The following is a 24,936-nucleotide window of genomic DNA, read 5'->3' as shown; positions in this document are numbered from 1 at the left end:
CTCGACTTATTTCAGCTGAATTCCATATTCGACGCTGAGATGCCACTAGGCATCCTACGTAATCAAAAGCGGACTTTTTGAACAACTTCTATAAGGCTAATTGAATGTAAAATAGCCAGCTGAGTTTAGCTGGCTATTTCTCTTCCCATCTCATCATAGGAGGAATGAACATGAGTAAAGTTACAATTAACGGCAACTCGCCTTTATCAGGAGACCCTCCTAGACAGCAGTATGATACGTCTGAGCATCCTTTTGAACTGCGACATGAGGTGAAAAAGCTCAATACCCGTCTAGATCAAATTGCGGATAGTCTTGAGAAGGCGCAGATTAAGGATATCATCGAGAACTATACCAATCCCAAGAAACGCATCATCACCAATTTCACAGCAGGTATGGCTCGTGGTTTAGGATTAACTGTCGGAACATTTGTTGTACTGGGTCTTCTCGGTTATCTCCTAAGTCAATTTGTGAACATGCCGATTGTTGGACAATACATTGCGGATCTACTGGGCTATATTGAAGACTACAAAAATTAGGAGGATGAGCCCCTAGCCTATCCTTTCCTAACGGAAGTGGGGCGTTTGTTCTCATCAACTGGAGGCTGGGAGGACTTCATTCTTAACAGATCCCCTGTCCAGCCTTTCATCATCATCCAAATGTACATGCCAGACATACTACCCAGGATTAGGGCAATGACCAGAACCACTCCCCAGGTTTTATCAATTAGAGGTAAGTTCTCAAAGTTCATTCCCCAGATCGCACCAGCTGCCGTAGCGGGCGTGAACACAGAGGTTACGATGGTAAGTGTCTTCATGATCTCATTGCCTCGCACACCGGAGGTTGCATTGTCGATTGAGATCAACGTGTCGATTTCTTTTTCATAGTGCTGAAAAAGTCGTTCGATCCGTTCAATTCGATGCTGAAGTTGTCGAAAAAAACGATTATCCTGTATTTCATCCAGGTAAGCTTCCTTGGAGGCTGCGATTAACTCAGAAAAGGGAATAAACTGATTGCTCCAATACAGCAATTCGTACCGAGATACGAGAATCTGATCCATCAGTGTGCGCGCATTGCGTGATTCCATCTTCCGCTCTAGCTCACGCAGATTCATCTCAAAATGATCCATTCCGACATGATAATAGTGCAGTATCGCTCGAAACAAAACAAACATGCCGTCTCTTGCCTCATTGCACTGATTCAGCATGGCAGCACGCTCTCCAGTATTCATGATGCCTCTCGTATTATTATCCATGTTGAGGGTAACAAGTGTACTCTGATCCACATAGAAAAACATCTGATTTTCTTTTCGCTCACTATCCTTCTCATTCTTCACTGCATATAATAAAGAACCAAATATAACCGGCTCTTCACCATTCATAAATCGGACAGATAAGTAATTGGAATGCACCTCTGGGATTTTGCGAAGCCAATATTGCATTTCCGGGAAGGATTCCGTCAGTTCGTGCAAAACCTCATCCATACTCTCTTTGTCTGGTGCTACCCAGTCCCACCATTGCCACTTATTCGAGAAAGACAATCGATCTCGTCTAATTTGCAAATCCACCTCATCCACGGGTTTTAACTCCTCCATTCCAGCATACATTTATCCTATTCTCCACAGCACTTCCAACACTCACTAATCCATTCAAAAAAGGACACGTATGCATTCCAGCGGAATCACGTGTCCTTCATTATGCCGAGCTCAACTTCATCAGAAGATTACATCTCATAGCATCGAGGCATTTGACATAATCTGTTTTAATTTCTCGGTTGCTCGCTTCTGAATTCGGGATACACTCATCTGAGATACACCCAATTTCTGCGCGATCGCCCGCTGAGACTGACCATCTTGGAAAGCCAGAATGAGCACTTTCTGCTCTTGTTCTTTCAACTGTCCTAATGCCTGCTGTAGATCCATTCGCTTCTCAACCGAATCAAAGTCATTGACATCTGCACTAATAAGTTCACCTAATGTCGCCGCACTCTCATCTTGGGATAGAGGGGAGTCTAGGGATACATAATGGTAACACTCACGGCCAGCCAACACTTCAATGGTTTCCTCCGGGGTAAGGTCAAGATAGTGTGCAATCTCGTCTACACTAGGTGAACGTTCCAGTTTCACGGTTAGTTCATCAATGGCATGCTGAACGAGGGCACCCTTTTCCTTAATCCGTCTTGGTACTTGAATGTACCAGGATTTGTCTCGAAGGTAGTTCTTCATATGACCGATCATACTCTTCATTGCGTAAGGTTCGAAAGGAATCCCTAGGTTAATATCGTATTGCTGTAGCAATCGAATCAACGCCATCTGTCCAGTCTGATATAGATCCTCATACAGATCCGGACGATTTCGGGCAATCTTACCTGCGGCCATTTTAACCATCGGTTCATATTTGCGGATAAGAACAGTAGCGATTTCATTATCCTTGGTCTGCTGGTATTCCCAGATCAAACCTACAGCTTCAGACATGGACTCTGGTGGAGTCACTTTTTCGTTCATACTTTCTCCTCACTTCTTGCAAGACGTTTAACGAGTACCACTTTCGTACCTTTGCCCGTCTCACTTTCCACACTAACATCATCCATCAATGCTTGCATCAGATAGAACCCAAGTCCACCAATCTGAGCATCTGACAGTTCTTTGTCATGCAGGCCAGCACGTGTTGCTGCAGGATTGATGTGGTCAAAGCTAGCACCTTCGTCTTTTACTGTAATCTCCAGCGTTTCGCCATCCACCTCAAATACAACTTCAACCATGCCGCCTTCGTGGGAGTAGGCATATAGTACAGAATTGTTACAAGCTTCGGATACAGCCACTTTCATATCCTCAATATCTTCATAAGAGAATCCCATTTTGGATGCTACCCCATAAAGATTAAGTCTTACGATATCCACATATTCAGCTGTGGCCGGTAGGTTAAGGGTAATTCTTTCAACTTCTGCATTCATTCCTTTTTCGATCCTTTCCTATTGGGAATTCTTCTGTGAGACAAAGAATTTGGCAATACCCGTCATGTCAAAAAGCTTCTGTATTTGCGCAGGAACTTCTTGTACTTCAAAGCGTGCTTCCATTCCATGTCGTGCCTTCAGAACAGATAACAGGATTCCGATCCCTGTACTGTCGATATACTTTAGATCCTTCATATTGATAATTAGATCTTGTTCCTTGTTGTCTACAAGCGGCTCCATGACCAAACGGAATTCAGGAGCAACTGACAAATCCAGTTCGCCAGTCAGATACACCGTGCATACGCCGTCGTGTGTCTCAGTCTTTGCATTGAATTTTTCATTTTTATTTGTATTCATTAGACATCTCTCTCCTGATCAATGGTTTCCTTAGTAATAACCCAACTTGAGCCCAAGTGAAACAAAACAAATATTGGAAAACTTAATTGGCATGATTCATGGTTGATGATCTGGGCTCAAACATTTTTCGTTGTTCCTGAAATCGCGACAATTTCTGCTTCACACTGCCCATTTTGACGGGCTTGCTAATATAATCATCCATCCCTGCCGCTGAGCAGCGTTGCTGAATACCGTCCATCACATTTGCGGTCATTGCTAAAATGACAGGCTGCTCCGTCTGAGGAAGACGTTCACGAATGACTTTAGTACATTCCAGTCCATCCATGACAGGCATCTGCAGATCCATAAATATATAATCGTATTTTGGATGTTCTAGAACCATATCCAGTGCTTTCTGCCCGTCCTCAGCCATATCTGAAACAAACCCCAGCTTGCTTAGCATAATGGACATCAGTTTTTGGTTAATGGGATGATCATCCACAATTAATACCCTTGGCTGGTGCTCGTAATTTTTCACATCCGATAGCTGTTCATCACCACCACCAACGATAAATTCGGTTTCGACGTAACGCTGTGCTTGAATCGTAAATACAAACGTTGCTCCGAGCTTTTCCGACGTATCCAGATAGATGTGACCACCCATCATCTCAACGAGTGTACGACAAATGGCGAGCCCGAGCCCTGTTCCGCCGTATTTGCGAGTCATTGAGGTATCAAGTTGAGAAAAGGGCTGGAACAGGCGATCCACTTTGTCTGCAGAGATACCAATGCCTGTATCTTTTACCGCAAACTCCAGCGTCATTCTCCCGTCCTTCTCTTCACTGACCGAAACGATGAGATACACTCCGCCATGATCCGTGAACTTCACTGCATTAGCAATCAAATTCATTAATACTTGGCGCAATCTTGCCATGTCTCCGTAAACAAGCTGAGGAACGGACGATTCCAAGAAATAGTCCAATTCGAGATTTTTTTTGCCTGCTTCGACCGTAAATAATCCCAATACCTCCCGAATACAAGCAACTAACTCAAACGGATGCTCCTCGAGCTCCATCTTGCCTGATTCCATCTTCGTGAAGTCCAGAATGTCATTGATTACTGTAACCAAAGCATCGGCACTACGACGAACGATGTCCGCATACTCTTTCTGATCTTCCTTGAGTTCCGTTTCCATTAGCAGATCGACCATACCGATGACTCCATTCATCGGAGTACGGATCTCGTGGCTCATCATAGCTAGAAACTCGGTCTTTGCATTAGCAGCAATCTCCGCTTCCTCTTTAGCCTGAATGAGCTGCTGGTTCATCTTCTCTAGTTCCTGCGTTTTTTGATGCAGCAGCATCGTCTGGGTCTTTAATCTTTTATTCGTCATAAACATCTCTACAAATCCCTCAATTTTGGACTTCAAAATCTGAGGAATAAACGGTTTAACCATGTAATCAATAGCTCCGGCTGAATAGCCTGCAAACAAATGCTCGGCTTCCCTGCTATTTGCAGAGATGAAAATGATGGGCACATCCTTAGACTTATCGCGGGCTTTGATTAGCCTTGCAGTCTCAATTCCATCCATTCCAGGCATTTGCACATCAAGCACAATGACCGCAAATTCGTCTTTCAGCAAACAACGAAGTGCCTCTTCACCTGAAGTTGCTTTGACGAGTTTATATCTTTCCGATTCCAGAACCGCTTCAAGAGCAAGCAGGTTCTCGGGGCGGTCATCTACCAACAATATATGGATTGGTTCATTAAGCCCCATGACTTGCCTAACCCCCTATTTAATCTTCCGGTATATTTTTTCCGTCCGGTCTAACGGCTCGTAGGCATCACTAAATTCTGTAAAATGTATCGATTCCTTAGACCCCAGAACGAGGACACCGAAGTGACTCAAACTTTCATGAAACAACCCGTGCACTTGGTTCCGCAGTTCATCATTGAAATAAATCATGACATTGCGGCAAAAAATCACATTAAACTCGTTAAACGAACGATCCGTAGCCAGATTATGTTCGGCAAAAATAATGTTTTTCCGCAGATAAGGATGAAATATAACGGAATTGTACTTAGCTGTGTAATATTCTGAGAAGGCTTTAGTTCCCCCAGCCTCCAAATAATTGGTTGTATATAGTTTCATTTTCTCAATGCCGTACACGCCTTCCTTGGCCTGTTGCAATGAGCGATCATTCATATCTGTCGCATAGATTCTTGCTTTGTCATACAATCCTTCTTCATGAAGCATAATCGCCATAGAATAGACCTCTTCCCCTGTAGAACATCCCGCATGCCAGATTCGGATATAAGGGTATGTTCTCAACACAGGAATAATCTGTTCTCGGAATGTACGGAATAATGATGGATCCCGAAACATCTCCGTTACAGGAATAGACAGATTCTGCACAAATCGTTCAAATGCAGAGCGATTATGAAGCACACGCTCCTGTAAAGCAGATATCGTTTTTGCTCCTTCTGCATGTGCGTAATGCCAGATTCTTCGTCTCAAAGAAGGCAAGGCGTAATTTCTGAAATCATATCCATATAGACGGTGCATACCTTCCAACAGCAATTCGATTTCAATCAGTTCGCGCTCTTCATCTTGCGCCAAGCGGCCTGATTCTGCCCCCGCCTCGGTAGGTTCCCACGATGTCATAAATTCTCTCCACTCTTCTTTTGTTACTTACATTTAGCGTATTGTCCTTCATTACCCAAACTAGTGGCTTACGAATACAACCATACACGCATTAATGATAATAATTGATCCGTCTGGATTGGCTTCTTCACATAATCGGATGCGCCAGCCTCAATACACTTGCCACGATCATCCTTCATCGCCTTCGCCGTTAACGCAATAATCGGTAATTTCTCGAATTGCGGAATCTGTCTGATCCGTGACATCGCTTCATAGCCATCCATCTCTGGCATCATCATATCCATCAGCACAAGGTCGATTTCTGGATTTTGCTCCAGAATCTCTAATGCTTCACGGCCATTCTCGGCAAAGGTAACCTCCATTCGATATCCTTCTAACACACTAGAGAGAGCAAATACGTTACGAATATCATCATCGACAAGCAATATTTTCTTGCCTTCAAATAACGTTTCTTTGTTGTGTAACTTTTGCAAAATCCGGCGTTTATCTTCAGGCAAATTCGCTTCTACCCTGTGTAAGAACAAGGTGGTTTCATCCAATAACCGTTCTGGCGATTTTACATCCTTGATAATGATGGATTCTGCATATTTACGAAGCTTCATCTCTTCCTTACTATCAAGCTCTTTTCCTGTATAAATAATAATAGGCAGGTCACTCAGATATTCATCATCCCTAATCTGATCCAACAGCTCGAATCCAGTCATGTCAGTCAGCATCAGGTCTAACACCATGCAGTCATAACGCTGGCTATGCAGCTCGGTTAAAGCTTCTTTTCCTGTGGAGACAGCTGTTATTGCCACATCATCATGACCGATCAATTCAATAATTGCTTTACGCTGAGTTTCGTCATCCTCCACAATTAACAAACGCTTCAATTGGTTCTCTGTATAGGATTCGATATGTGAGAAGGCTTTATCCAACGAATCTTTGCTGGAAGGTTTCTTTAGATATGCGATTGCACCCATCATCAATCCTTGCTTCATGTCATCAATGACGGAAATAACATGTACTGGGATATGACGAGTAGTCGAGCTACTTTTCAGTTCTCCCAAAATAGCCCAGCCATCCATAACAGGCAATTGAATATCCAAAATGATCGCGTCAGGCAAGTACTGACGAGCCATTTCAAGTCCCTTATCCCCTTGCAGCGCTACAATCGCTTTGAAGCCTCTTCCTCTCGCCATATCCATTAAGATATGGGCAAACTTTACGTCATCTTCGATAATCAAGAGAACTTTGTCTCCTTCGGAAATTTCACCTTGATCATCTTCTACCGTTGTTGAACCTGTAGCCTCTGGTGCTGACAATTCCATAAGTGCATTGTTGTCAGGATCTGGCGTAATAACGGTCTGTCTGCTTGAACGCATCATTCGAGCTTCTTTTTGTCTAATAGGTATTTCAGAAGTAACAGCTGCCTCACTCAGTGACTCCTCTAACGGAGCTTCATCCTCGTGATTATCAGGTAGATACAATGTGAACGCACTACCCACACCCTCAGAAGATTCTACCTGAATGGCCCCACCGAGCAGACGTGCAAGTTCACGGCTAATCGATAATCCTAGTCCTGTGCCTCCATACTTACGACTGGTTGTACCATCCACCTGTTGGAAGGCTTCAAAGATCAGATCTGTCTTATCCGATGGAATCCCGATCCCTGTATCCTTCACGGTAAATCCTACGTATTCCTGATTATTGTTAAGGTACCCTGGAAGTTCTTCTGGGGCTACTTTGCGTCCAATGATACTTACAGATCCTCGGTTCGTAAATTTAAAGGCATTCGACAGCAAGTTACGAAGAATTTGTTTCACACGATGGCTGTCTGTATATACCCACTCTGGTAGATTACTGTCGAAATCAATGTTGAGATCAAGCTCTTTTTTGTTCGCCATGGCGCCAAAGTTCTGTTCGACAAATTGTGTTAACTCTTCCATTCGAACGGTCTCATAGTTGATATCCATTTTACCAGCATCTACTTTGGACAAATCTAAGATCTCATCAATCATTTTCAGTAGATCTGCACCTGACATATAGATCGTTTGAGCATACTCTTGTTGTTTAACCGTCAGATTTCCATCTTTGTTCTCAGACAATAACTGAGAAAGAATCAGTAGGCTGTTCAGCGGTGTACGTAGTTCATGTGACATGTTCGCCAAAAACTCGGATTTGTATTTACTTGTCATCGACAACTGCATAGCCTGCTGTTCCAACTGCGTTTTTGTTTTCTCGATCTCGTCGTTCTTCTCTTCAACTTCTCGCACCTGCTCTTCAAGTGCACGCGTCTTAGCAATTAACTCCGTATTAAAGTGCTCAAGTTCCTCCTGTTGCCGCTGAAGCAGCTCCTCGGAACGCTTGAGTGCACCTGTCTGTTCCTCTAAGTTTTCGTTAGAGCGGCGTAACTCTTCCTGCTGTGTCTGCAGCTCCTCGGATTGCACTTGGAGTTCCTCCGTGAGCGCTTGAGATTCACGTAATAATTCTTCCACGCGTAAACGACGGCGAACGTTGTTAAGGATTACACCCAGATTCATAATCAGCTGCGAGAATAGTTGTTTATGCAGATCGGTAAACCCATCGAATGAAGCCAGTTCAACCACACCAATAAGCTCATCCTCAAAAACAACGGGATAGATCATAATGCTCGTCGCTCGCGAAGATCCAGATGCCGAACCGATATGCACATAGTCTTCTGGTGTGTTTTCTACAATAATCGGATTCATATCCAGGGCAGCCTGACCAATCAACCCCTCTCCGATGCGATAAACTTCTTTTCCTACATTCTCATTCTCTTCAAAAGCGTACGCACCGTAGCGTCTTAATTCATCGGGATGCTTCTCCTCATCTACTAAATAAACGACACCTAGTTGTGCACCTAGCACAGGTGTAAATTCACTAATAAACATTTGCGAAATCTGGCGGATTGAACCAATTCCTCTTAATAACTCTGGAACTCTTGCAATATTGGAACTCATCCAGTTCTGATCCTGTTGCGCTTGTAAATATGCTTTCTCTATTTCCATTTTCTCTTCTAAGTCGCCCGATACTTCTTTGAATACCGTTGCAATCTGACCGATCTCATCCGTGGATTTGATCCGAATCCGTTGAATGGTACGATAACGACCATGACCGAAGCTTGTGATCATCATGGATACCGTGTTGAGACCTCTCGTAATGCTTGGCAGCACCCACATAATGACACCTAGTGCCAGTAATACACCAGCAATCATAATGCCAAAGGTGATCTGCACAGCCTGTGTGTAAGCTTCATTGGCTAATGTAATCTCTGAATCAATCTCTTGATCCTGATAACGAGAAAGAGCATTAAGGCTATCCACTGCCTCTTTCTGCACAGCTAAACCCGTCGAATTACGGTAGTTATTCGCATCATCTACGCGTCCCTGAGACATCAAGCTGAGCTGCCTCGTTCCATAAGCCGCATAGGCATCCCAAGCCGTATTGACTCGGTCAACTAACTGATGCTCTGATGCACTGTCGGCACGCTCGCGGACTTCTGTGAGATAGCCTTTGGCGTTTTTCATCATTTCCTTGAGGTCACCGTCAGCAGCGCTAATCGAATTGGTCGGATTGAGCAACAAGTTAGCTAGCACTTTAGCCATATCGTTCACTTCTCCGCGTACAGACGACGTGAATCTCACCTTCAAATAACGTTCCTGATACATCTGATCCAATTGCTGATTACTATTGTTCAACCGCTCATAACTTATAAATGTAAGAGCAATAAGAATTGCCATCAGAGCGGTAAAGCCTACCAGCAGTTTATTTCTGATTTTCACTCTGCTTCCGCCCCTTCACTTAACGTGATCCATACCAGACATTTATCGTCATCCCGCTCCTGAGGAATTTCGTCATCAAAGAACAAGGTTTGCATCAGTGGCTCGTTCCACAGATGCTGGCCTTTCAACTGTTCCTTCAGGAATTCGAGCTGGTCTTCCTGGTCTCCTGGAACAGCTTCCGTTAATCCATCTGTATAAAGAGCAATATGACCTTCACCCTCATAATGAATGGTTTGAGGTTCGATATCCATTTTATCGAACAGGCCCACCGGACAGCACACGCTGTCGAATGTTGTGATTGAACCATCCTCACGGAAAAATAAAGCTGGTGGATGCCCTGCGTTAACATAATCGATACGCTTCTTCCGTGTATCAACGACTAGGTAGATCGCAGTGAAATAATACTGCACCAATTGTTTTCCCAAATTAAGCTGGTTAAATCGCCGATTCAGTTCCTGAATTACCTTTTCTGGATCGACATATGTTGTCACCGTGTCTTTTAATACCGAGGCGATAAACATCGTAAATAATGAAGAGGAAATACCGTGACCCATCATATCTAGGAGTATCACACCATAACGCCCGTCGCCTAGTGGATACCACGAGTACAGATCACCCGCTAGCTCAAAGGATGGTTTATAGATGGCATTTACTTGAAATAAGGGATCATCAATCGCTGGGCTGAGTACGGCACTCTGAACCATAGCCGCAAGTTTGAGCTCATCCTGAATACGCTGATCGCGTTCCTTATGCCAATCCTTCTCCTGCTTCAAACGCAGCGCCAACCTGATGCGAGCCATTAATTCCACTTTATTAATTGGCTTCGTCACATAGTCAGAGGCACCGGCATCTAGAGCTTCCGCCAGCTTTTTGGAATCACCAATAGCCGTGACCATAATGATGGGAATATCCTTGAGATTTTCAAACTTTTGCACAATGCTACAAGCTTCGATACCGTCCATTTCAGGCATCATCATATCTAGCAAAATGAGGTCAATATCCGACGGTCTCGGACGAAGTTCATCACTTTCTCCACCTATTCCGAGGACTTCAAACATTTCCATAGCAGAACTTGCGGTTACAATGTCACGATAGTTTTCTTTTTTCAGAATTTCTCGAATGATAATGACATTCGTCGGATTGTCGTCAACAATAAGTATTTTCATTTCTATCTCCTTATCTGTGGCGTTCCGGGTTTGTCGATTAGTTGGTTTTTGTAATAACATGTAACAACCCTAATGTTACATTTTCTGCATTTTAAACGACGGTAGACATAATAATTCCTACTATAACTATAAGCGTAAAAATGAAAAACTGCTATCAGTAAATGGCACCATTAGAAGGAAATTGCGCCGCTGGTGCCCTGTTTTTGCTACGGTTCTGACCCCGCTTCCAAACTTGCAAAAACATAGATAAGGAATGGGGAAATCCCCATTCCTTATCTATGTTTTTGATTCAGTACGCTACATTAAATGATCGTAGTCGTCTGAAGCTTGTACGCTTCAATCTTTCTTTTTGGCAATAACTAGCACTTTACCTTTATCTAATTCACTTTCGTAGAAGTCTGCTTCTGCTTCAGTGAATCCCATTGATACAATTTTGGCTCTAAGCTCATCTCCACGGGAACGGAACAGATTAGCCATGGAATCAAACAATCCCTCTTCCTTGATGCCAATTTCGTTTGCATCCGCTGTGTCTGCAATGCGATCCGTGCGATCCTTTTCATGGGCAAGAACGAAGATATGATCAGCAAGGTATCCGGTGTTTTGCAGCTCTTTCACTGCTTCTACCGCTTGGACTCCGTTTTCTACCACTTTAGCATAAGCTTGCGCATTGGTTGAATTCATCGTTTCCACTCTCCTCTGATATTCTTCTTTCTCAAGCTACTTTTAATATATAACCATAGCATTTGGGGATGAAACGCTTTATGATGTTTTGTCCCAAGAACATCATTCAAACAGACAAGATGTAGCTTTAGGACAAGGTTGCATCGAATAGGTCAATTCCTTCAATTTGATCCGTGCCTGACTTCAAATAGACTTTTAAAGCTTGGTCTCCACGAAGGTATACTTCTCCATCCTCTGCAATAACATAAGGATCACCAAGCTCCTCTTGTATGGATCTTAGATCCATATCAATCCATTGTTGATTCAACTTAAATCGTTCTTGAGAAGCATCAATATGAATATATTGAATCTCTCCTGTATCTTCGCATAGTCCCACTTTCACATCCTGAAATGCAAATTCAGGACACCCTAGATACGGATCTTCTTTTATATCCATTGGCTGACCCTTGTGATACAACATTTGATGCATGTTGTCCTCCAAAGAAATATCATTTAGAGTCCGAAATGCCTCAACTGGTTCGGATCGATCTACAGCCAGATTAACTTCTGGCGTCTTCTCTTCCAATACCGTCCATGGCAGATCATGAGCAGCGGTTGTCGCTGCCGGTTGAACGGAAAAGGGAGAAATTACGCTAAACATTACAAGCAATAGTTTCATCATGATTCTCACCCTTTCATGAAGTTCAGGTTCGTCACCGCTCTAAATGACTTCCTTCTCGTTGAACGTTGAACTTATATCATTTGTTATTTACGTGCACGTTGCCAAAGGTTAGCTGCAAGATCCACATACTTCAACCATTTCTTCCCACCATTTGCCGCATCATTATATGTAGCATCATAACTTTGCAGGGTACGATCCGTTTTGGTGGCTGGCGCTGCCTGTACATGAATCGGTTCAGGAGCTTTTTCTTCTTGTTGATTGGAGCGTTTTGTCTGGAATTTAGCAATCATAGTAGAAGAAACTTGTTTCGCCGCGGCAGTTACTTCGTTGAGCACCTCGCCTAGGTTTTGAACAGATTCCATAACTGGATCGATTTTTTTCATTTTGTGTTGTACATCCGCCGTAATATCATTCGCATGTCTCACCGTCTGTTTCACTTCATAACTGAGTTCATCAATCGTCTTTTGGACTTCCTGTAGCGTCTGGGATACATTGTCCAATGAACTCTGAGCGGATTTTAAAGTACGAATTAAAAAGAAAACCAAGACTGCAAAGGCCACCGCAATTAAAGCCACGCTAATTTGATAGATCATAGAAGAACCTCGCTTTCGATATACTATCTGATTGTTATTATTGCTATAGTTACCCGACCATTTCCGAGACGAAACAAACGATAAAACTCACTTCATATAATCACTTGCTTGGAAAAATTATGAATGTTTCAACTCAAAAGTCCTCGGTTAAAGAACAACTACACAAGGCGGCGAGGTGTTCAAATCTCGCTCCACAATTTCAAATCGAAAGGATGAAAACTCATGTTGAAATGGTCTGTATTGTTTCTGATTATTGCACTTGTCGCAGGTATTTTCGGGTTTTTCGGAATCGTTGAAGCTGCTGCTTCGATCGCTAAAGTCCTCTTCTTCATCTTCGTTGTACTGTTCGTAATCTCCCTCATTACGGGACGAAGCCGAATGCGATGAATGAGGTAACTCAATGAAAATCACGTCTTACATACAGAAGCCTATCGCGCTAACCATAGCCGGTAGGCTTTTGTTTGTTTACAAATAGATAAAAACATCATTCCACACTGTGCCTATACCTCTATTATGTATTACACTCCTTTCCCCCCTATTCCTGAATCGCTCTCCTGCCCGTTATAAAGTCACAACGTAAATAGGACTTTTTTGACATAGCCAAAATGATTTCATCCCACTGAAGTATGATTTTTACAAGCATTCCTAATACCCACAAATGCTCCAGTTGACTCTGGAGGAAGCAAGAAAATATTGTTATAATTTGTGATTCATAGGTGAGCTTGCTTGGTTATTTTTAACACAGGACAACAAATTACATACCTACTGAGGAGGAATTACAAATGAAAAAAATCGTAAGTTTTGCTGCTGCTTTAACGTTGATGGGCTCGATGGCTGCTGCTGCAGGTGCTGAGGAAGCGGTTACTGGAACAGTGACTCCTGAAACTGGAACTGAAGCAACAACACCAGCAACAACAACTCCGGCTGTTGAAGTTAACAAACCAGCTGTAGAAACAATTGAAGGTACAGTCGAGGCTGCTACAGGTACAACAACTGAAACTTCAACAACTACACCTGACAAAATGTTCGATGAGCCTGTTGTAAAAGCGGGAGACGAAGTTCTTGAGCCTACAATGCTGCTTAACCTGTTAGAGCGCACTTGGTTCTATGATGCTCCAAACGGTAAGCCAATCGGTGCACTTGGTTCACAAGTCATCGACACTACAGGCGAAGTTGTTGATGGTTTCGATGGCGGTGAATGGGTACAAGTGTACACTTGGAAAGGCAAAGCTTGGATTCACGTTGCTATTCAGTAATATCGTATAATCCTTCTAGCCATAAGTAAAGAGGACAGCACGTGAACTCGTGACTGCCCTCTTTTTATTTTGGAAGCTGAATCATAATGAGCTTATTAAGCTTAGATCTAGTGTAATGACCTTCACTCATTCTTTGGGATATTTTCGATCCTAGGCTCGACATGTACATGAACCTGCATAATGTTATGGGATCGTTTCAATCGCTCCTCCACCCTGTCACAGATCTGATGACCTTCGATCAGACTAAGTTTTCCGTCCACCTCAATGACGATATCCACCAGGACATGACTCCCATGAATACGTGCTTTGACATCTTTGATCGTCTCCACACCAGGGACACGAGCAACGGAAGATCGAAGATCAGTTAACTCCTTTTGATCAAATCCATCAGTCAGACGATGTGTACAGTCTCTGAATATCTCCCAAGCTGTCCTGCAAATCAGCAACCCTACAGCGATAGCTGCAACTTTATCGAGCCAAGGTAAGCCGAATTGAGCTCCGATAATCCCGATGGCTGCTCCAATACTGACCCACGCATCCGAACGATTGTCCTTAGCTGCTGCCATAAGTGCCTGACTGTTAATTTGTTTGGCCAGACGAGAGTTATAGCGATACACACCTAACATTGCAATGGCGCATATAACCGCAACTCCCGCTGACCACAGATTGGGTGCTACAAAGCTGCCATCATACCAGGAACGTACGGCTTCAACAAGCACTTGAAGTCCCACCACAGCCATAATAAACGAAGCAATGAGTGCCGCGACCGTCTCTGCTCTGAAGTGACCATATGTATGGTCAGAATCCGGAGGCTTTTGTGAAATCCGGAGACCAATCAGCACTGCGACAGAAGCTACAATATCGGTGACATTATTATATCCATCCGCCACTAACGCACTGGAAGCAAATATATAACCACTGACTAATTTGAAAGCAGACAAGACAAGGTAAGCTGCTATGCTGACCCATGCTCCCCGCTCTCCCTTACGGATTTCTTCATAAGCATTCAAATTAGTGACACCCCTTTACTATCTCATATTCAGGTTCATTCATCGTACCAAAGGCTCTCCTTGTGGGTCTACAGAAACAGTGTTGCCAGAATGCAGTGCTATAGAGGTGCTGAAACAAAGTTGTTAGAATGCATCGGTGTGGGTGACTAGACAGAAAGTTGGTTGTGTTCAACATGTGCGTTTATGCGCTGAAGATCAGCATTTTATCAGGTTGCCCTTGTAGGGCTTTTGTAAAACGTATAAAATAAGGACATCCCGTCCAACTCGGACGGCTTAACTGTAAGACCGGGAGGGAAATAACGATGAGCGATAATACTGAACCGAAAAAAGTCAGTTTGCAGGATGCGATACGCCAAAAACTGGCGCAAAAGAAAGAACAATCAAAATCCGGTAACCAATCCAGTGCCTATTTTGAAGGCGGTCCAAAGGCGATGAAGAGCCAAAACAACAAAAAGCCTAACAATCAGCGCCGCCGTACTGGCGGATCCTAGACCTTTGGGGTGTATTCCCCAATGCACGCTGTAGAACGGCCTCTAATGGCCGCTAGGTTAGATAGTTACCTTGTTGTGACTGCAACCAAAAAAGAACCGCGACAATCCTCCAAAGAGGCTTCGCGGTTCTTTTTATATATCTATATCTTTTATTTACGCTTCAACCGGGTACATCTTGTTCCGTAATTCCTTAATCTCGTCGCTCTCCAGGTATTCATCATAGCTCATTTGACGATCAATGATGCCTGTTGGCGTGATTTCGATAATACGGTTGGCAATCGTTTGAATGAACTGATGGTCATGGGATGTAAACAGCATGGTGCCGTCAAAATCAATCATACCATTGTTCAGCGCTGTAATGGATTCGAGATCCAAGTGGTTCGTTGGCTCATCCAGAATCAATGCGTTAGCACCGGTTTGCATCATTTTCGCCAACATACAGCGAACTTTCTCTCCCCCGGAAAGCACGCTTGCTTTCTTCAAGGATTCCTCACCCGAGAACAGCATCCGACCTAGGAATCCACGCAAATAGGTTTCATCCTGATCCTTGGAGTACTGGCGCAACCAGTCAACCAAAGTCATCTCGACACCATCAAAGTATTTGGAGTTGTCTTTCGGGAAATAAGCTTGTGATGTCGTTACACCCCAAGTATATTCACCACTATCAGCTTCAATCTCACCCATCAGAATATCAAACAACAGTGATTTAGCATTACCGTTTGGACCCACAAATGCGATTTTATCGCCTTTGTTCACGACAAAGCTAATATCATTCAGCATGTTCACACCATCAATCGACTTGCTTACACGATCAACCGTCAACAGTTGTTTACCCGCTTCACGCTCAGGCTTAAAGTTGATAAATGGATATTTACGGTTCGATGGACGAAGGTCATCCAATGTAATTTTGTCGAGTTGTTTCTTACGGGAAGTCGCTTGTTTGGACTTCGACGCATTTGCTGAGAAACGTTGAATAAAGGCTTGCAGCTCTTTAATCTTCTCTTCTTTTTTCTTGTTTGCATCACGTTGCAATGCAAGTGCCAATTGGCTGGACTCGTACCAGAAGTCATAGTTACCTACATACAACTGGATTTTACCAAAGTCGATATCAGCAATGTGTGTACATACTTTGTTCAAGAAGTGACGGTCATGGGATACCACAATAACGGTACCTTCATAATCCATCAAGAAGTTCTCCAGCCATTGAATGGATTCGAGATCCAAGTGGTTGGTAGGCTCATCGAGAAGCAGGTTGTTTGGACGACCAAACAATGCCTGTGCCAAGAGTACACGTACTTTTTCGTTACCGCTCAGCTCTACCATTTTCTTCTCATGCATGTCACGGTCGATACCGAGACCAATCAAGAGTGCCGCTGCATCTGGCTCAGCATCCCAGCCATTCAACTCAGCAAATTCACCCTCAAGCTCACCTGCGCGCAAACCATCTTCTTCTGTAAAGTCAGCTTTGGCATACAAAGCGTCCTTTTCCTTCATGATGGAATAGAGACGACTATGACCCATAATGACAGTTTCGAGAACTGGATAATCATCATATTCAAAATGGTTTTGCTTCAAAACGGCCATACGTTCACCCGGGGTGATGTGCACCTCGCCCGAGTTTGCTTCAATTTCACCTGACAAAATTTTCAAGAACGTTGATTTACCGGCACCATTGGCACCGATCAAGCCGTAACAGTTACCTGGCGTGAACTTGATATTCACATCTTCAAAAAGTGCACGTTTTCCGTAGCGGAGCGTTATGCCGCTTGTACTAATCATTAAGCATTACCATCCTTTATTTATTAATCTGCATTCTGCATGAATAGCAACTTGCATTAATCTTGGATTCAATATCCCGTAGCCTATTCTGGCACCATATTATAACACAAAAAAGCGGCGAATTCGAAAATTGGCCGCTTTTTACATTAAGATACGTGTTCAAAAAGGACGGTTTTCAGTACCGAGAAGGTGGGATGAAGATAGAAATGGAGTAGCAGAGCGTAGGGAAACCTACGTGAGCAACTACATGATTCCGTAGGAAACAAGCTGCGTAAGCATCCACTTATTTCGGCTGAATCCCATCATCTTTGACGCAGAGATGCCACCCGGGCATCCTTCGTAATCAAAAGCGGACTTTTTGAACAACCTCTTAAAGATTTGGTAATAAATTATTCATGCGGGTATAACCTTACATTAGCATATTTGGCTTGCTATTGTTAGTCTTGATTATGTGTTTCATGCCTGATACGTAATGTCTCTCCGTGACCAAGCACACGAATCCGCTCCGCACTTATCCCTAATTTCTCACGTTCCGCTTCCAGACGGTCAAGCGCCTCCCTAGGTGTATCGTCAGCCAGTCTGAATGTTCCGTAGTGCATAGGCACCATAAGTTGGGAGCCACACTCCACAAATCCCTGCAATGCTTCTTCTGGTGTCACATGCTGAGAGGTCATAAACCATTCTGGATCGTACGCACCAATCGGCATCAGCGTAACACCAATATCGAAACGTTCACCGATCGTTTTGAACCCTGGGAAATAGCCGGTATCCCCAACAAAATAAACGACGGGTGGCTTCTCTACACTTTGCTGTGCCGTTAACTCCTGCGATGCAGAAGCTTCGGATTGTTGGGCATGAGACGTGTTGCCTGTTGCATCTGCTGAATCGTTTCGCATGTTCGTAGCAGCCATTTCCTCAGCAGCTTCAGAAGATGTGGGATGAACCACCTCCAACACATAACCACCCCAGTGAGAGCTGTTCGTGTCAAACAATGTACGTCGTGTCCAGTGTTGGGCAGGTACAAAGCTTATTTTGACGCCGCCCACTGTCATATGTTCCCACCATTTCATCTCGTGGCAACGGTGAAAACCTTTACGAATCATCTTCCGCTTCAGCCCTTCTGGTACGATCAACAGTGTTTTGGCTGTAATCAGCTTCCGTAAGGAGGCCAGGTGCAAATGATCATAATGGGAGTGGGAGATCAAAATAATATCGAGCGGTGGAATATCCTGAATCGGAATACCAGGGGCACCAAGTCTACGTTGAAATCCCATTTTCTCTGCCCATACCGGATCCGTCACGATATTTAAACCGTAGTATTGAATAAAAAAAGTGGAGTGACCAATCCAGGTAAGGGTTGTCTCCTCCCGGTTGGCATGTAAGTAATCCAGCTCAGGTGGGTGCTTAGGTACAGTGTACGAATAATCCTTTACCTTGTTGCGCCGTTCTTCCCTCCACTGCTTGAATTCCTTCAATGTCTTATCCGTGCTTACATTATCAATATTGTTATAACGAATTTTCGGCATGAAAGGGTCCTCCTCCCTTCCTACTATTTTAACCCAGGATCAACCTATTTGAAAAAAACAGCCTGTTAGTCCTTCGGGTTTTTGCACATCGCCAAGTAGACAAATAAAAAGGCAATCGCGGCTACGATAATCAGTGGTGGAGCATACATAATCGTAAATGTCTCAAAAAAACTCAAGCCTGTAATTCCCGGAATGCCGGATACACCTTCCAGATACATGAAGCTCATCCCTTCTTCTTGCCCGAATATCCACGGACGTAGTTCGCATCAAATAGAAACAGTTTCATGATCAGTACCAGCGATGGAATGAGCACTAGCAGCCCTAGACTGAACGCTGTAATCAGTGCAATTCCCATCGTTCGATTCGTAAAGCTATCATAAATATTAATGTACGGGTACAGGATGTACGGCAAATGGGAACGACCATATCCATACCATGCAAAGGCAAATTGCAACATTACGGCAATAAAACACCAGCCCAAATACTTTCGCTTCCATACAAACGATAAAGCAATGACAAAACAAATAAATGAAGCGATAAACATCCAGGAGATATCGAGCATCCGTTCAAAGTGAAGCGGATTTTGTTTGTTAATTTGCAAAAATGCAAGAAAACTCGCAAATATTGTGGGGAAGCTCCATAACAGCGCGTACTCTCTCAACACCTCAAAAGCAATTTCATCCCCTGCCCGCTTGGCATAATAGGACAAGAACATCGCCGATATATACAGCACACTCACGATTGCCAGCAATACAACAGACCACGTGTAGGGGTTCGTCAGAAACTCTCTCCAGCGAAAAAACACCTGCTCACCGACCTGCTCGATAATGCCTCCTTCGGATATAGCCAAAATGGTGGAAAATACCGCCGGAATCAGCAATCCCGTCGCACCGTATAAAGCCATGTAAATCCGACTGTTCTTGCCGTGATTACCGTACGTATTATAGGCGTAATACACACCTCGGATCGCCAGCAATACAATCGCAAGTGATCCGGGTACTAAGAGTGCCGTACCATAATAGAAGGCACTATCGGGATAAAACCCCACCAGACCGACGACAAAAAAGATAAGAAATACGTTCGTCACTTCCCACACCGGAGATAGATATCGTTGAATAATGTTGTGAATCTTATTCTCGTGACCGGTTAGCAGACTATAAAAGCTGAAAAAGCCTGCTCCAAAATCAATGGAGGCTACGATTAGATACCCAAATAGGAACGTCCATAAGATGGCAATGCCTGCAATTTCAAAGCTCAATGCACGATCCCTCCTTCAAGCCCCAGTGAGTCCAGTTCTTTCTCTGCTTCCTTGTTACGGAATAGCTTGCTAAGCACCCGAATACAAGAGAAACAGAGTATCAGATATAGCACAATGAACAGCACCAGCATCCAACCGACAGATGAAGATGTGGTTGCCGCCTCGGATACTTTCATATATCCACGTAAAATCCACGGCTGTCTGCCCACCTCCGCAAACATCCAACCGAGCTCTATCGCAATCATCGCGAGTGGCCCCAGCAGAACAATGCCTAACAATAGCCACTTCGGATACGGCTTACGCCCAGGTAACCAACGACGAAACACATAAAGCACTGGGATCAATAAGATGATCACTCCTGTGGTCACCTTGAGATCGAACATATAGTGAATGGACAACGGCGGCCTGAGGTCTGCTGGATATTCTTCCAGCCCTTTCACTTCCGTATCCGGACGGTTCCCTGCCAAAATACTAAGTGCATACGGAATCTCTAGTGCATACTTCACCTCGTTGTTTTCATCCAAGATCCCGCCGTAGACTAACGGTGCCTTGGTCATCGTCTTGAAATGCCATTCGGCCGCCGCCAGCTTCTCTGGCTGGTACTTGGCTAAGAACTTCCCAGAAGAGTCTCCAATCATGACGGTACTTACCGCAAATACGAGCGCGCACACTGTCGTTAGTTTAAGCGCCTTTTTGTAATACACGTGATCTCGTCCCCGAAGCAAACTGAATGCCGCTATTCCGGCAAGCACACCTGCACTCAGCGTATAAGAGGAAGCCAGTACATGAGATACTTTGGTCGGCGTAGCCGGATTAAGCATCGCTGCAATGGGGTGAATATCCTTCATAATGCCGTTCACAAGTGTAAATCCCTGAGGCTGATTCATAAATGAGTTAACGGTTGTGATAAATATGGCCGATGCCGATGATCCTAGGGCAACTGGAATGAGCAACAGCATATGGGTATATTTCTTTTTAAACCGATCCCACGTATACAGATAGATCCCCAGAAAGATCGCCTCGATGAAGAAAGCAAATGTCTCCATAAAAAGTGGCAGCGCAATCGCTTGACCTGCAACACGCATGAACATCGGCCAGAGCAAGCTGAGTTGCAACCCGATGGATGTACCGGTTACTACACCAACGGCCACGGTGATGACGAAACCTCGCGCCCATCTCCGTGCTAGCAATGTGTAATGAATATCATTTGTGCGCAATCCGCGCCATTCTGCCAGAGCAATCATTAGCGGAACGCCAACACCGATTGATGCAAAAATGATGTGAACAAACAGAGTAAGACCAGTCAAAATACGACTTAATAGAACTGGGTCCATCGAAGACATGGGTGACACTCCTCTTCAGCATAGTCAGTATGTATTACTAAGCTTTCGGCTACAGACATGAGGGAAGCCCTTCTCAATAGCTCATGATGCGAATGATACTTTTCACAACGGCATATAACACCACAACGGCTGCTACCAGACAGACGATGATGAGCGTTTTCTCCTGTTTACGAAACATATCCCAGCCATCCTCCTTATTCACGAATTGCAAAAATTGGCTCTATAGACAGTTTGCAAAAGTTCATCTTTTTTTATCCCGAAAAATGTAAAATACCAAAAAAGCCTTTACCTTCGCAGTACGCCGAGGCGCAATGTGAAGGTAAAGACTTTATTATGGACAATAAAATTAAATAATGGCTTTTTAGTATGGTAACTGAATTCCTAAGATCACTTATTACAAGAGTTCATTCTGTTTAGGCAACCTAATCTTAAACGTACTTCCCTTGCCTGGGGCAGAGATGAAGCCAATTGTACCTTCATGATCCTCTACAATTTTACGGGAGATGTATAGTCCAATGCCGGTTCCACCAATCTGGCGATGATCCGAGTTATCTACACGGTAAAACTTCGTAAAGAGCAGATCCTTCACATTCTCCGCGATACCAATGCCGTAATCACGTACATCAATACACAACCATTCCTCTTCTTCCCACAGTGTTATATCAATGCGATCGGTGCCTGGAGAATATTTGACTGCATTGCCTATCAGATTGTGCAATACCTGTACCATTCGATTCTGATCCGCATAAGCAAAGAAATCACCATTAAACGCATGAACCTCAATACGCTGAACCGACTTCATGTTCCATTGCTCGGCGACACCCTCCACCAATTCCAGTAGTGGCACATACGTTTTGTGATAGGTTAAACCTTCGTTATCCAGACGCTGGATATCCAGGACATCATCTAGTAAGCTGCTGAGCCTTGCTCCCTCCGCCGAGATCGTCTCCATAAACTCTTGACGCTGGGATGCCGGCAGATCATACATCATCATTAACTCCACATACCCCATAATGGTGGCTACCGGTGTACGCAACTCATGGGATACGACACTAATCAGTTCATTCTTCATTCGATTCAGATGTTCTTCCTGTGTTCGATCCCGGAACACCAGCAGAAATCCATGTTTTTTGCCCGGCACATCCACCTGCTTAATATATAGAGAAAATACACTTTTTCTCACATCATTAAACCAGAACTCGGTCTCCACAAAGGAACGTTCTCCGTTCAGAAAGGCATGGGTTTGCTCTGTCAGATTAAAATCATCGGTTAAGACGATCTGGTCAATTGCTTGAGCAAAATTTTCAATCGACTTGCCCAGGAAGTTCCCTAAGCTAAACATCTCTTCTATCCGTCTGTTCACGATGGTAATCGTTCCTGAACGGTCAGACATGACCAGCCCTTCACGGACAGATTCGATAAAATGCTCACTAATGTCCCGCTGCTCCTGAATTGCATTCTTCTCATGATATAACTCAGCATTTAACTGCTCTAGAGCAAGTGCATGCCGTACCCGTTCTTCTTCGGCTCTCGTTCGTTCAGTAATATCCTTAATAAAGAGGTTGTATAACGACTCATTGTTGCCTAGACGAATCTCCACAATCTTGTACTCAATCGGAAATAACGCGCCGTTTCGGCGAATACCAGAAATTTCATCCACGATGGTATATCGCTTGCCCTGCTTATATTCGTATTGCTCAAGCATTTTTTTGATCTCAACACAGCTTGCGCCTTGGAATAGAGACGGGGCATCCGTTTGCAGAATGACCTCTTCCCGCGTTAAACCGAACATTCTCTCAGCTTCAGGGTTGAATTCTATAATAAGTCCATTCGAGTCCACAGCGATAATGGCATCAATGGAAGAATCAATAATGGCGCGTTTAATCTCTTCACTATTCTTCAGCTCTTTGGTTCTTTCCCTGACTCGATCCTCGAGCGTTAATTTGTCTTGGCGAATCTGTTCGAATTGTTCAATAAGCACATCAGCCATCTTACGCAAATTACCAATCAGGATCTGCACTTCTGTAACGTGACTTGTCGGCCACTCCATCTTGCCATTATTACGGAATAATAGCCTTGGTAGAGAGCCTGTCACACGAGTAAGCCGTTGCATAGGACTTACCACCTTGCGACTGAGCGGGGCAGCTACCAACATGGAAGTGACGATAATAATAAACAGGCTTTGAAGCGTGGTCAGGTAGACCGTTTCAATGCGATTATAATAATTTTCAGCGCTTGTTTCGATGATGACCCGATAAGGGAGACTTGGTATTGGATCTGCTTCATAGATGAACGAAATCTGTTTCCAGAAACTAAGTATATTCCGCTGATGTGATTCACCAGAATGGACTAGAAGATCATTGTCTCCCGTCTGGATCAGTCGATACTGCTTCAAATCCAGTACATCCCCCGTCTTCAGATTACCTAACCCCGAAGCTACCACCTTTCCGTCGCCTGCACGAAGCAGAATAACATTCACACCCAATAGATGATGGTACCGCTCCATATTTTGAGCCATATTATCCGCCGTTACATATCCACTGTTCAGATCCTGAATAACTGCCGTAGCGGCATGCTCCATATTCGCACGAATGGCATCATTAATCTGATCGAGTTGCCTACGGCTATCGGCCGATAATAAAGCTAGAGACACGATTACTACAAATGCCACCACATATTTGAACGCAATGCGAGATAGTGGAATCGTGCCGGTTCTCTTCGCCTTATCCTCACCTGTTGTAATCCAAAAATCCACCACAATGCCCGCAATTAATGCATTCACCATGCTAATGACAGCAATATGCATATACGTATACTTCACATCTTCTAGACTCATACCCTGAATGAAGTAGCCATACGTTGTGATTGGTAACAACATCACTACCCAAAATACAGTGTTGGCTTTAATGATACTTCCATTCTTCCAACGAATCTGCCACGCTAACATCCATATGAGTTCAATATAACGCAGCATGGCGATAACCATCGTTTCAGGCTCAAATTCTGTTAACAAAAGTTTGAGGATAAGAATGATGGTCATGGCCACAAATCCATAAATAGCACCATGTAACCGCAAAGCAACTAACACGGCTGCACTTACCAGTACCAAATTTACACCACAAAATAATGTCACTGGAAACAAACTGCTTATAGTACCAAGCAGAATAAGGATTGCTGTTCCAATCCAAGGAACACGTAGTTTCAATATGACCCATTCCAACATCTGTCTTGCCTTGAGATTAGCCATCAGCACATTTCCCTTTGCTATTTCTCTTATGTATTTTAAATGGCAAACTTAGTTCCTCCCATAAATAAGGGTAAATAACGACACTTTTCCCCCTAAATCGCTCCTGATCTATTATACTGTAGTTAGGTCATGTTATCTCTTTGGCAATTATTGAATGGTCGCCAAGCGTATTACACTCATGATAGAA

At 43.8% G+C, this 24,936-nt stretch carries 22 protein-coding genes; 4 read left to right on the top strand and 18 right to left on the bottom strand.

Annotation, left to right across the window (positions count from 1 at the left end):
* The first annotated feature begins 170 nt into the window (after positions 1-170).
* A complete protein-coding gene (locus ASD24_RS06715; protein WP_056693403.1) occupies positions 171-536 on the top strand; it encodes a DUF5665 domain-containing protein in 366 nt (121 codons plus the stop codon).
* Positions 537-553: 17 nt separating this feature from the next.
* Here ASD24_RS06715 and ASD24_RS06710 read toward each other — a convergent pair whose 3' ends face one another.
* The 11 genes from ASD24_RS06710 to ASD24_RS06660 form a co-directional block, all read right to left on the bottom strand.
* A complete protein-coding gene (locus ASD24_RS06710; RefSeq protein ID WP_235540431.1) occupies positions 554-1,573 on the bottom strand; it encodes a magnesium transporter CorA family protein in 1,020 nt (339 codons plus the stop codon).
* Between the two features lie 153 nt (positions 1,574-1,726).
* Positions 1,727-2,500 carry a sigma-70 family RNA polymerase sigma factor gene (locus ASD24_RS06705; protein WP_056693399.1) on the bottom strand — a complete coding sequence of 258 codons (774 nt, stop codon included), beginning with the start codon at positions 2,498-2,500 and terminating at the stop codon, positions 1,727-1,729.
* The gene (gene rsbW / locus ASD24_RS06700) at positions 2,497-2,949 is read right to left on the bottom strand and encodes an anti-sigma B factor RsbW (protein WP_056693393.1); all 453 of its coding nucleotides are present in this window, start codon (positions 2,947-2,949) and stop codon (positions 2,497-2,499) included. The genes ASD24_RS06705 and rsbW overlap by 4 nt, the downstream gene beginning before the upstream one ends.
* Before the next feature lie 18 nt (positions 2,950-2,967).
* Complete coding sequence (locus ASD24_RS06695; RefSeq protein WP_056693392.1) at positions 2,968-3,306, bottom strand: STAS domain-containing protein; 339 nt, start codon at positions 3,304-3,306, stop codon at positions 2,968-2,970.
* 82 nt (positions 3,307-3,388) lie between these two features.
* Positions 3,389-5,062: a response regulator gene (locus ASD24_RS06690; RefSeq protein ID WP_056693390.1), complete on the bottom strand. Its 1,674-nt coding sequence runs from the start codon at positions 5,060-5,062 to the stop codon at positions 3,389-3,391.
* Positions 5,063-5,077: 15 nt separating this feature from the next.
* Positions 5,078-5,950 carry a CheR family methyltransferase gene (locus ASD24_RS06685; RefSeq protein WP_056693384.1) on the bottom strand — a complete coding sequence of 291 codons (873 nt, stop codon included), beginning with the start codon at positions 5,948-5,950 and terminating at the stop codon, positions 5,078-5,080.
* 68 nt (positions 5,951-6,018) lie between these two features.
* The gene (locus ASD24_RS06680; protein ID WP_056693382.1) at positions 6,019-9,738 is read right to left on the bottom strand and encodes a response regulator; all 3,720 of its coding nucleotides are present in this window, start codon (positions 9,736-9,738) and stop codon (positions 6,019-6,021) included.
* Positions 9,735-10,904 carry a PP2C family protein-serine/threonine phosphatase gene (locus ASD24_RS06675; RefSeq protein WP_056693379.1) on the bottom strand — a complete coding sequence of 390 codons (1,170 nt, stop codon included), beginning with the start codon at positions 10,902-10,904 and terminating at the stop codon, positions 9,735-9,737. The genes ASD24_RS06680 and ASD24_RS06675 overlap by 4 nt, the downstream gene beginning before the upstream one ends.
* 336 nt (positions 10,905-11,240) lie before the next feature.
* Positions 11,241-11,585 (bottom strand): general stress protein, encoded by a 345-nt coding sequence (locus ASD24_RS06670; RefSeq protein WP_056693378.1) that lies wholly within the window; start codon positions 11,583-11,585, stop codon positions 11,241-11,243.
* Positions 11,586-11,712: 127 nt separating this feature from the next.
* Positions 11,713-12,246, bottom strand: a complete 534-nt coding sequence (locus ASD24_RS06665) for a hypothetical protein (protein WP_056693375.1) — start codon at positions 12,244-12,246, stop codon at positions 11,713-11,715.
* Between the two features lie 83 nt (positions 12,247-12,329).
* On the bottom strand, positions 12,330-12,839 hold the full coding sequence (locus ASD24_RS06660) for a DUF948 domain-containing protein (protein WP_056693373.1): 510 nt from the start codon (positions 12,837-12,839) through the stop codon (positions 12,330-12,332).
* 222 nt (positions 12,840-13,061) lie between these two features.
* Between ASD24_RS06660 and ASD24_RS29885 the strand changes: the two genes are divergently transcribed.
* On the top strand, positions 13,062-13,226 hold the full coding sequence (locus ASD24_RS29885; protein WP_017692264.1) for a DUF1328 domain-containing protein: 165 nt from the start codon (positions 13,062-13,064) through the stop codon (positions 13,224-13,226).
* Positions 13,227-13,621: 395 nt separating this feature from the next.
* A complete protein-coding gene (locus ASD24_RS06655) occupies positions 13,622-14,095 on the top strand; it encodes a hypothetical protein (protein WP_056693370.1) in 474 nt (157 codons plus the stop codon).
* A gap of 122 nt (positions 14,096-14,217) precedes the next feature.
* Here the strand turns inward: ASD24_RS06655 and ASD24_RS06650 are convergent, their stop codons facing one another.
* Positions 14,218-15,105, bottom strand: a complete 888-nt coding sequence (locus ASD24_RS06650; RefSeq protein WP_056693368.1) for a cation diffusion facilitator family transporter — start codon at positions 15,103-15,105, stop codon at positions 14,218-14,220.
* A 302-nt stretch (positions 15,106-15,407) separates the two neighbouring features.
* Between ASD24_RS06650 and ASD24_RS06645 the strand changes: the two genes are divergently transcribed.
* Entirely contained in the window at positions 15,408-15,596 is a 189-nt protein-coding gene (locus tag ASD24_RS06645) for a hypothetical protein (protein ID WP_056693364.1), read from the top strand.
* Between the two features lie 153 nt (positions 15,597-15,749).
* Here ASD24_RS06645 and ASD24_RS06640 read toward each other — a convergent pair whose 3' ends face one another.
* The 6 genes from ASD24_RS06640 to ASD24_RS06620 all read right to left on the bottom strand — a co-directional run bounded on the left by ASD24_RS06640 (position 15,750) and on the right by ASD24_RS06620 (position 24,749).
* The gene (locus ASD24_RS06640; RefSeq protein WP_056693362.1) at positions 15,750-17,375 is read right to left on the bottom strand and encodes an ABC-F family ATP-binding cassette domain-containing protein; all 1,626 of its coding nucleotides are present in this window, start codon (positions 17,373-17,375) and stop codon (positions 15,750-15,752) included.
* A gap of 437 nt (positions 17,376-17,812) precedes the next feature.
* A complete protein-coding gene (locus ASD24_RS06635; protein WP_056693360.1) occupies positions 17,813-18,901 on the bottom strand; it encodes an MBL fold metallo-hydrolase in 1,089 nt (362 codons plus the stop codon).
* A gap of 65 nt (positions 18,902-18,966) precedes the next feature.
* The gene (cydS, locus tag ASD24_RS30155) at positions 18,967-19,119 is read right to left on the bottom strand and encodes a cytochrome bd oxidase small subunit CydS (RefSeq protein ID WP_156395355.1); all 153 of its coding nucleotides are present in this window, start codon (positions 19,117-19,119) and stop codon (positions 18,967-18,969) included.
* Positions 19,120-19,124: 5 nt separating this feature from the next.
* Complete coding sequence (locus tag ASD24_RS06630) at positions 19,125-20,159, bottom strand: cytochrome d ubiquinol oxidase subunit II (protein WP_056693357.1); 1,035 nt, start codon at positions 20,157-20,159, stop codon at positions 19,125-19,127.
* Positions 20,156-21,502: a cytochrome ubiquinol oxidase subunit I gene (locus tag ASD24_RS06625; RefSeq protein WP_056693351.1), complete on the bottom strand. Its 1,347-nt coding sequence runs from the start codon at positions 21,500-21,502 to the stop codon at positions 20,156-20,158. The genes ASD24_RS06630 and ASD24_RS06625 overlap by 4 nt, the downstream gene beginning before the upstream one ends.
* 394 nt (positions 21,503-21,896) lie before the next feature.
* Complete coding sequence (locus ASD24_RS06620; RefSeq protein ID WP_056693347.1) at positions 21,897-24,749, bottom strand: ATP-binding protein; 2,853 nt, start codon at positions 24,747-24,749, stop codon at positions 21,897-21,899.
* Positions 24,750-24,936: the final 187 nt, after the last annotated feature.

The organism is Paenibacillus sp. Root52 (genome assembly GCF_001426865.1).
Lineage (GTDB): Bacteria > Bacillota > Bacilli > Paenibacillales > Paenibacillaceae > Paenibacillus.
This window is presented reverse-complemented; position numbering and strand designations above follow the sequence as displayed.

Coding starts and splice junctions, on each gene's coding strand:
- ASD24_RS06665 (WP_056693375.1), bottom strand. CDS start 12,246: ATGATGAAACTATTGCTTGTAATGTTTAGCGTAATTTCTCCCTTTTCC.
- ASD24_RS06685 (WP_056693384.1), bottom strand. CDS start 5,950: ATGACATCGTGGGAACCTACCGAGGCGGGGGCAGAATCAGGCCGCTTG.
- ASD24_RS06670 (WP_056693378.1), bottom strand. CDS start 11,585: ATGAATTCAACCAATGCGCAAGCTTATGCTAAAGTGGTAGAAAACGGA.
- rsbW (WP_056693393.1), bottom strand. CDS start 2,949: ATGAATGCAGAAGTTGAAAGAATTACCCTTAACCTACCGGCCACAGCT.
- ASD24_RS06620 (WP_056693347.1), bottom strand. CDS start 24,749: ATGGCTAATCTCAAGGCAAGACAGATGTTGGAATGGGTCATATTGAAA.
- ASD24_RS06705 (WP_056693399.1), bottom strand. CDS start 2,500: ATGAACGAAAAAGTGACTCCACCAGAGTCCATGTCTGAAGCTGTAGGT.
- ASD24_RS06690 (WP_056693390.1), bottom strand. CDS start 5,062: ATGGGGCTTAATGAACCAATCCATATATTGTTGGTAGATGACCGCCCC.
- ASD24_RS06660 (WP_056693373.1), bottom strand. CDS start 12,839: ATGATCTATCAAATTAGCGTGGCTTTAATTGCGGTGGCCTTTGCAGTC.
- ASD24_RS06655 (WP_056693370.1), top strand. CDS start 13,622: ATGAAAAAAATCGTAAGTTTTGCTGCTGCTTTAACGTTGATGGGCTCG.
- ASD24_RS06625 (WP_056693351.1), bottom strand. CDS start 21,502: ATGTCTTCGATGGACCCAGTTCTATTAAGTCGTATTTTGACTGGTCTT.
- ASD24_RS06675 (WP_056693379.1), bottom strand. CDS start 10,904: ATGAAAATACTTATTGTTGACGACAATCCGACGAATGTCATTATCATT.
- ASD24_RS29885 (WP_017692264.1), top strand. CDS start 13,062: ATGTTGAAATGGTCTGTATTGTTTCTGATTATTGCACTTGTCGCAGGT.
- ASD24_RS06635 (WP_056693360.1), bottom strand. CDS start 18,901: ATGCCGAAAATTCGTTATAACAATATTGATAATGTAAGCACGGATAAG.
- ASD24_RS06645 (WP_056693364.1), top strand. CDS start 15,408: ATGAGCGATAATACTGAACCGAAAAAAGTCAGTTTGCAGGATGCGATA.
- ASD24_RS06715 (WP_056693403.1), top strand. CDS start 171: ATGAGTAAAGTTACAATTAACGGCAACTCGCCTTTATCAGGAGACCCT.
- ASD24_RS06695 (WP_056693392.1), bottom strand. CDS start 3,306: ATGAATACAAATAAAAATGAAAAATTCAATGCAAAGACTGAGACACAC.
- cydS (WP_156395355.1), bottom strand. CDS start 19,119: ATGTATCTGGAAGGTGTATCCGGCATTCCGGGAATTACAGGCTTGAGT.
- ASD24_RS06640 (WP_056693362.1), bottom strand. CDS start 17,375: ATGATTAGTACAAGCGGCATAACGCTCCGCTACGGAAAACGTGCACTT.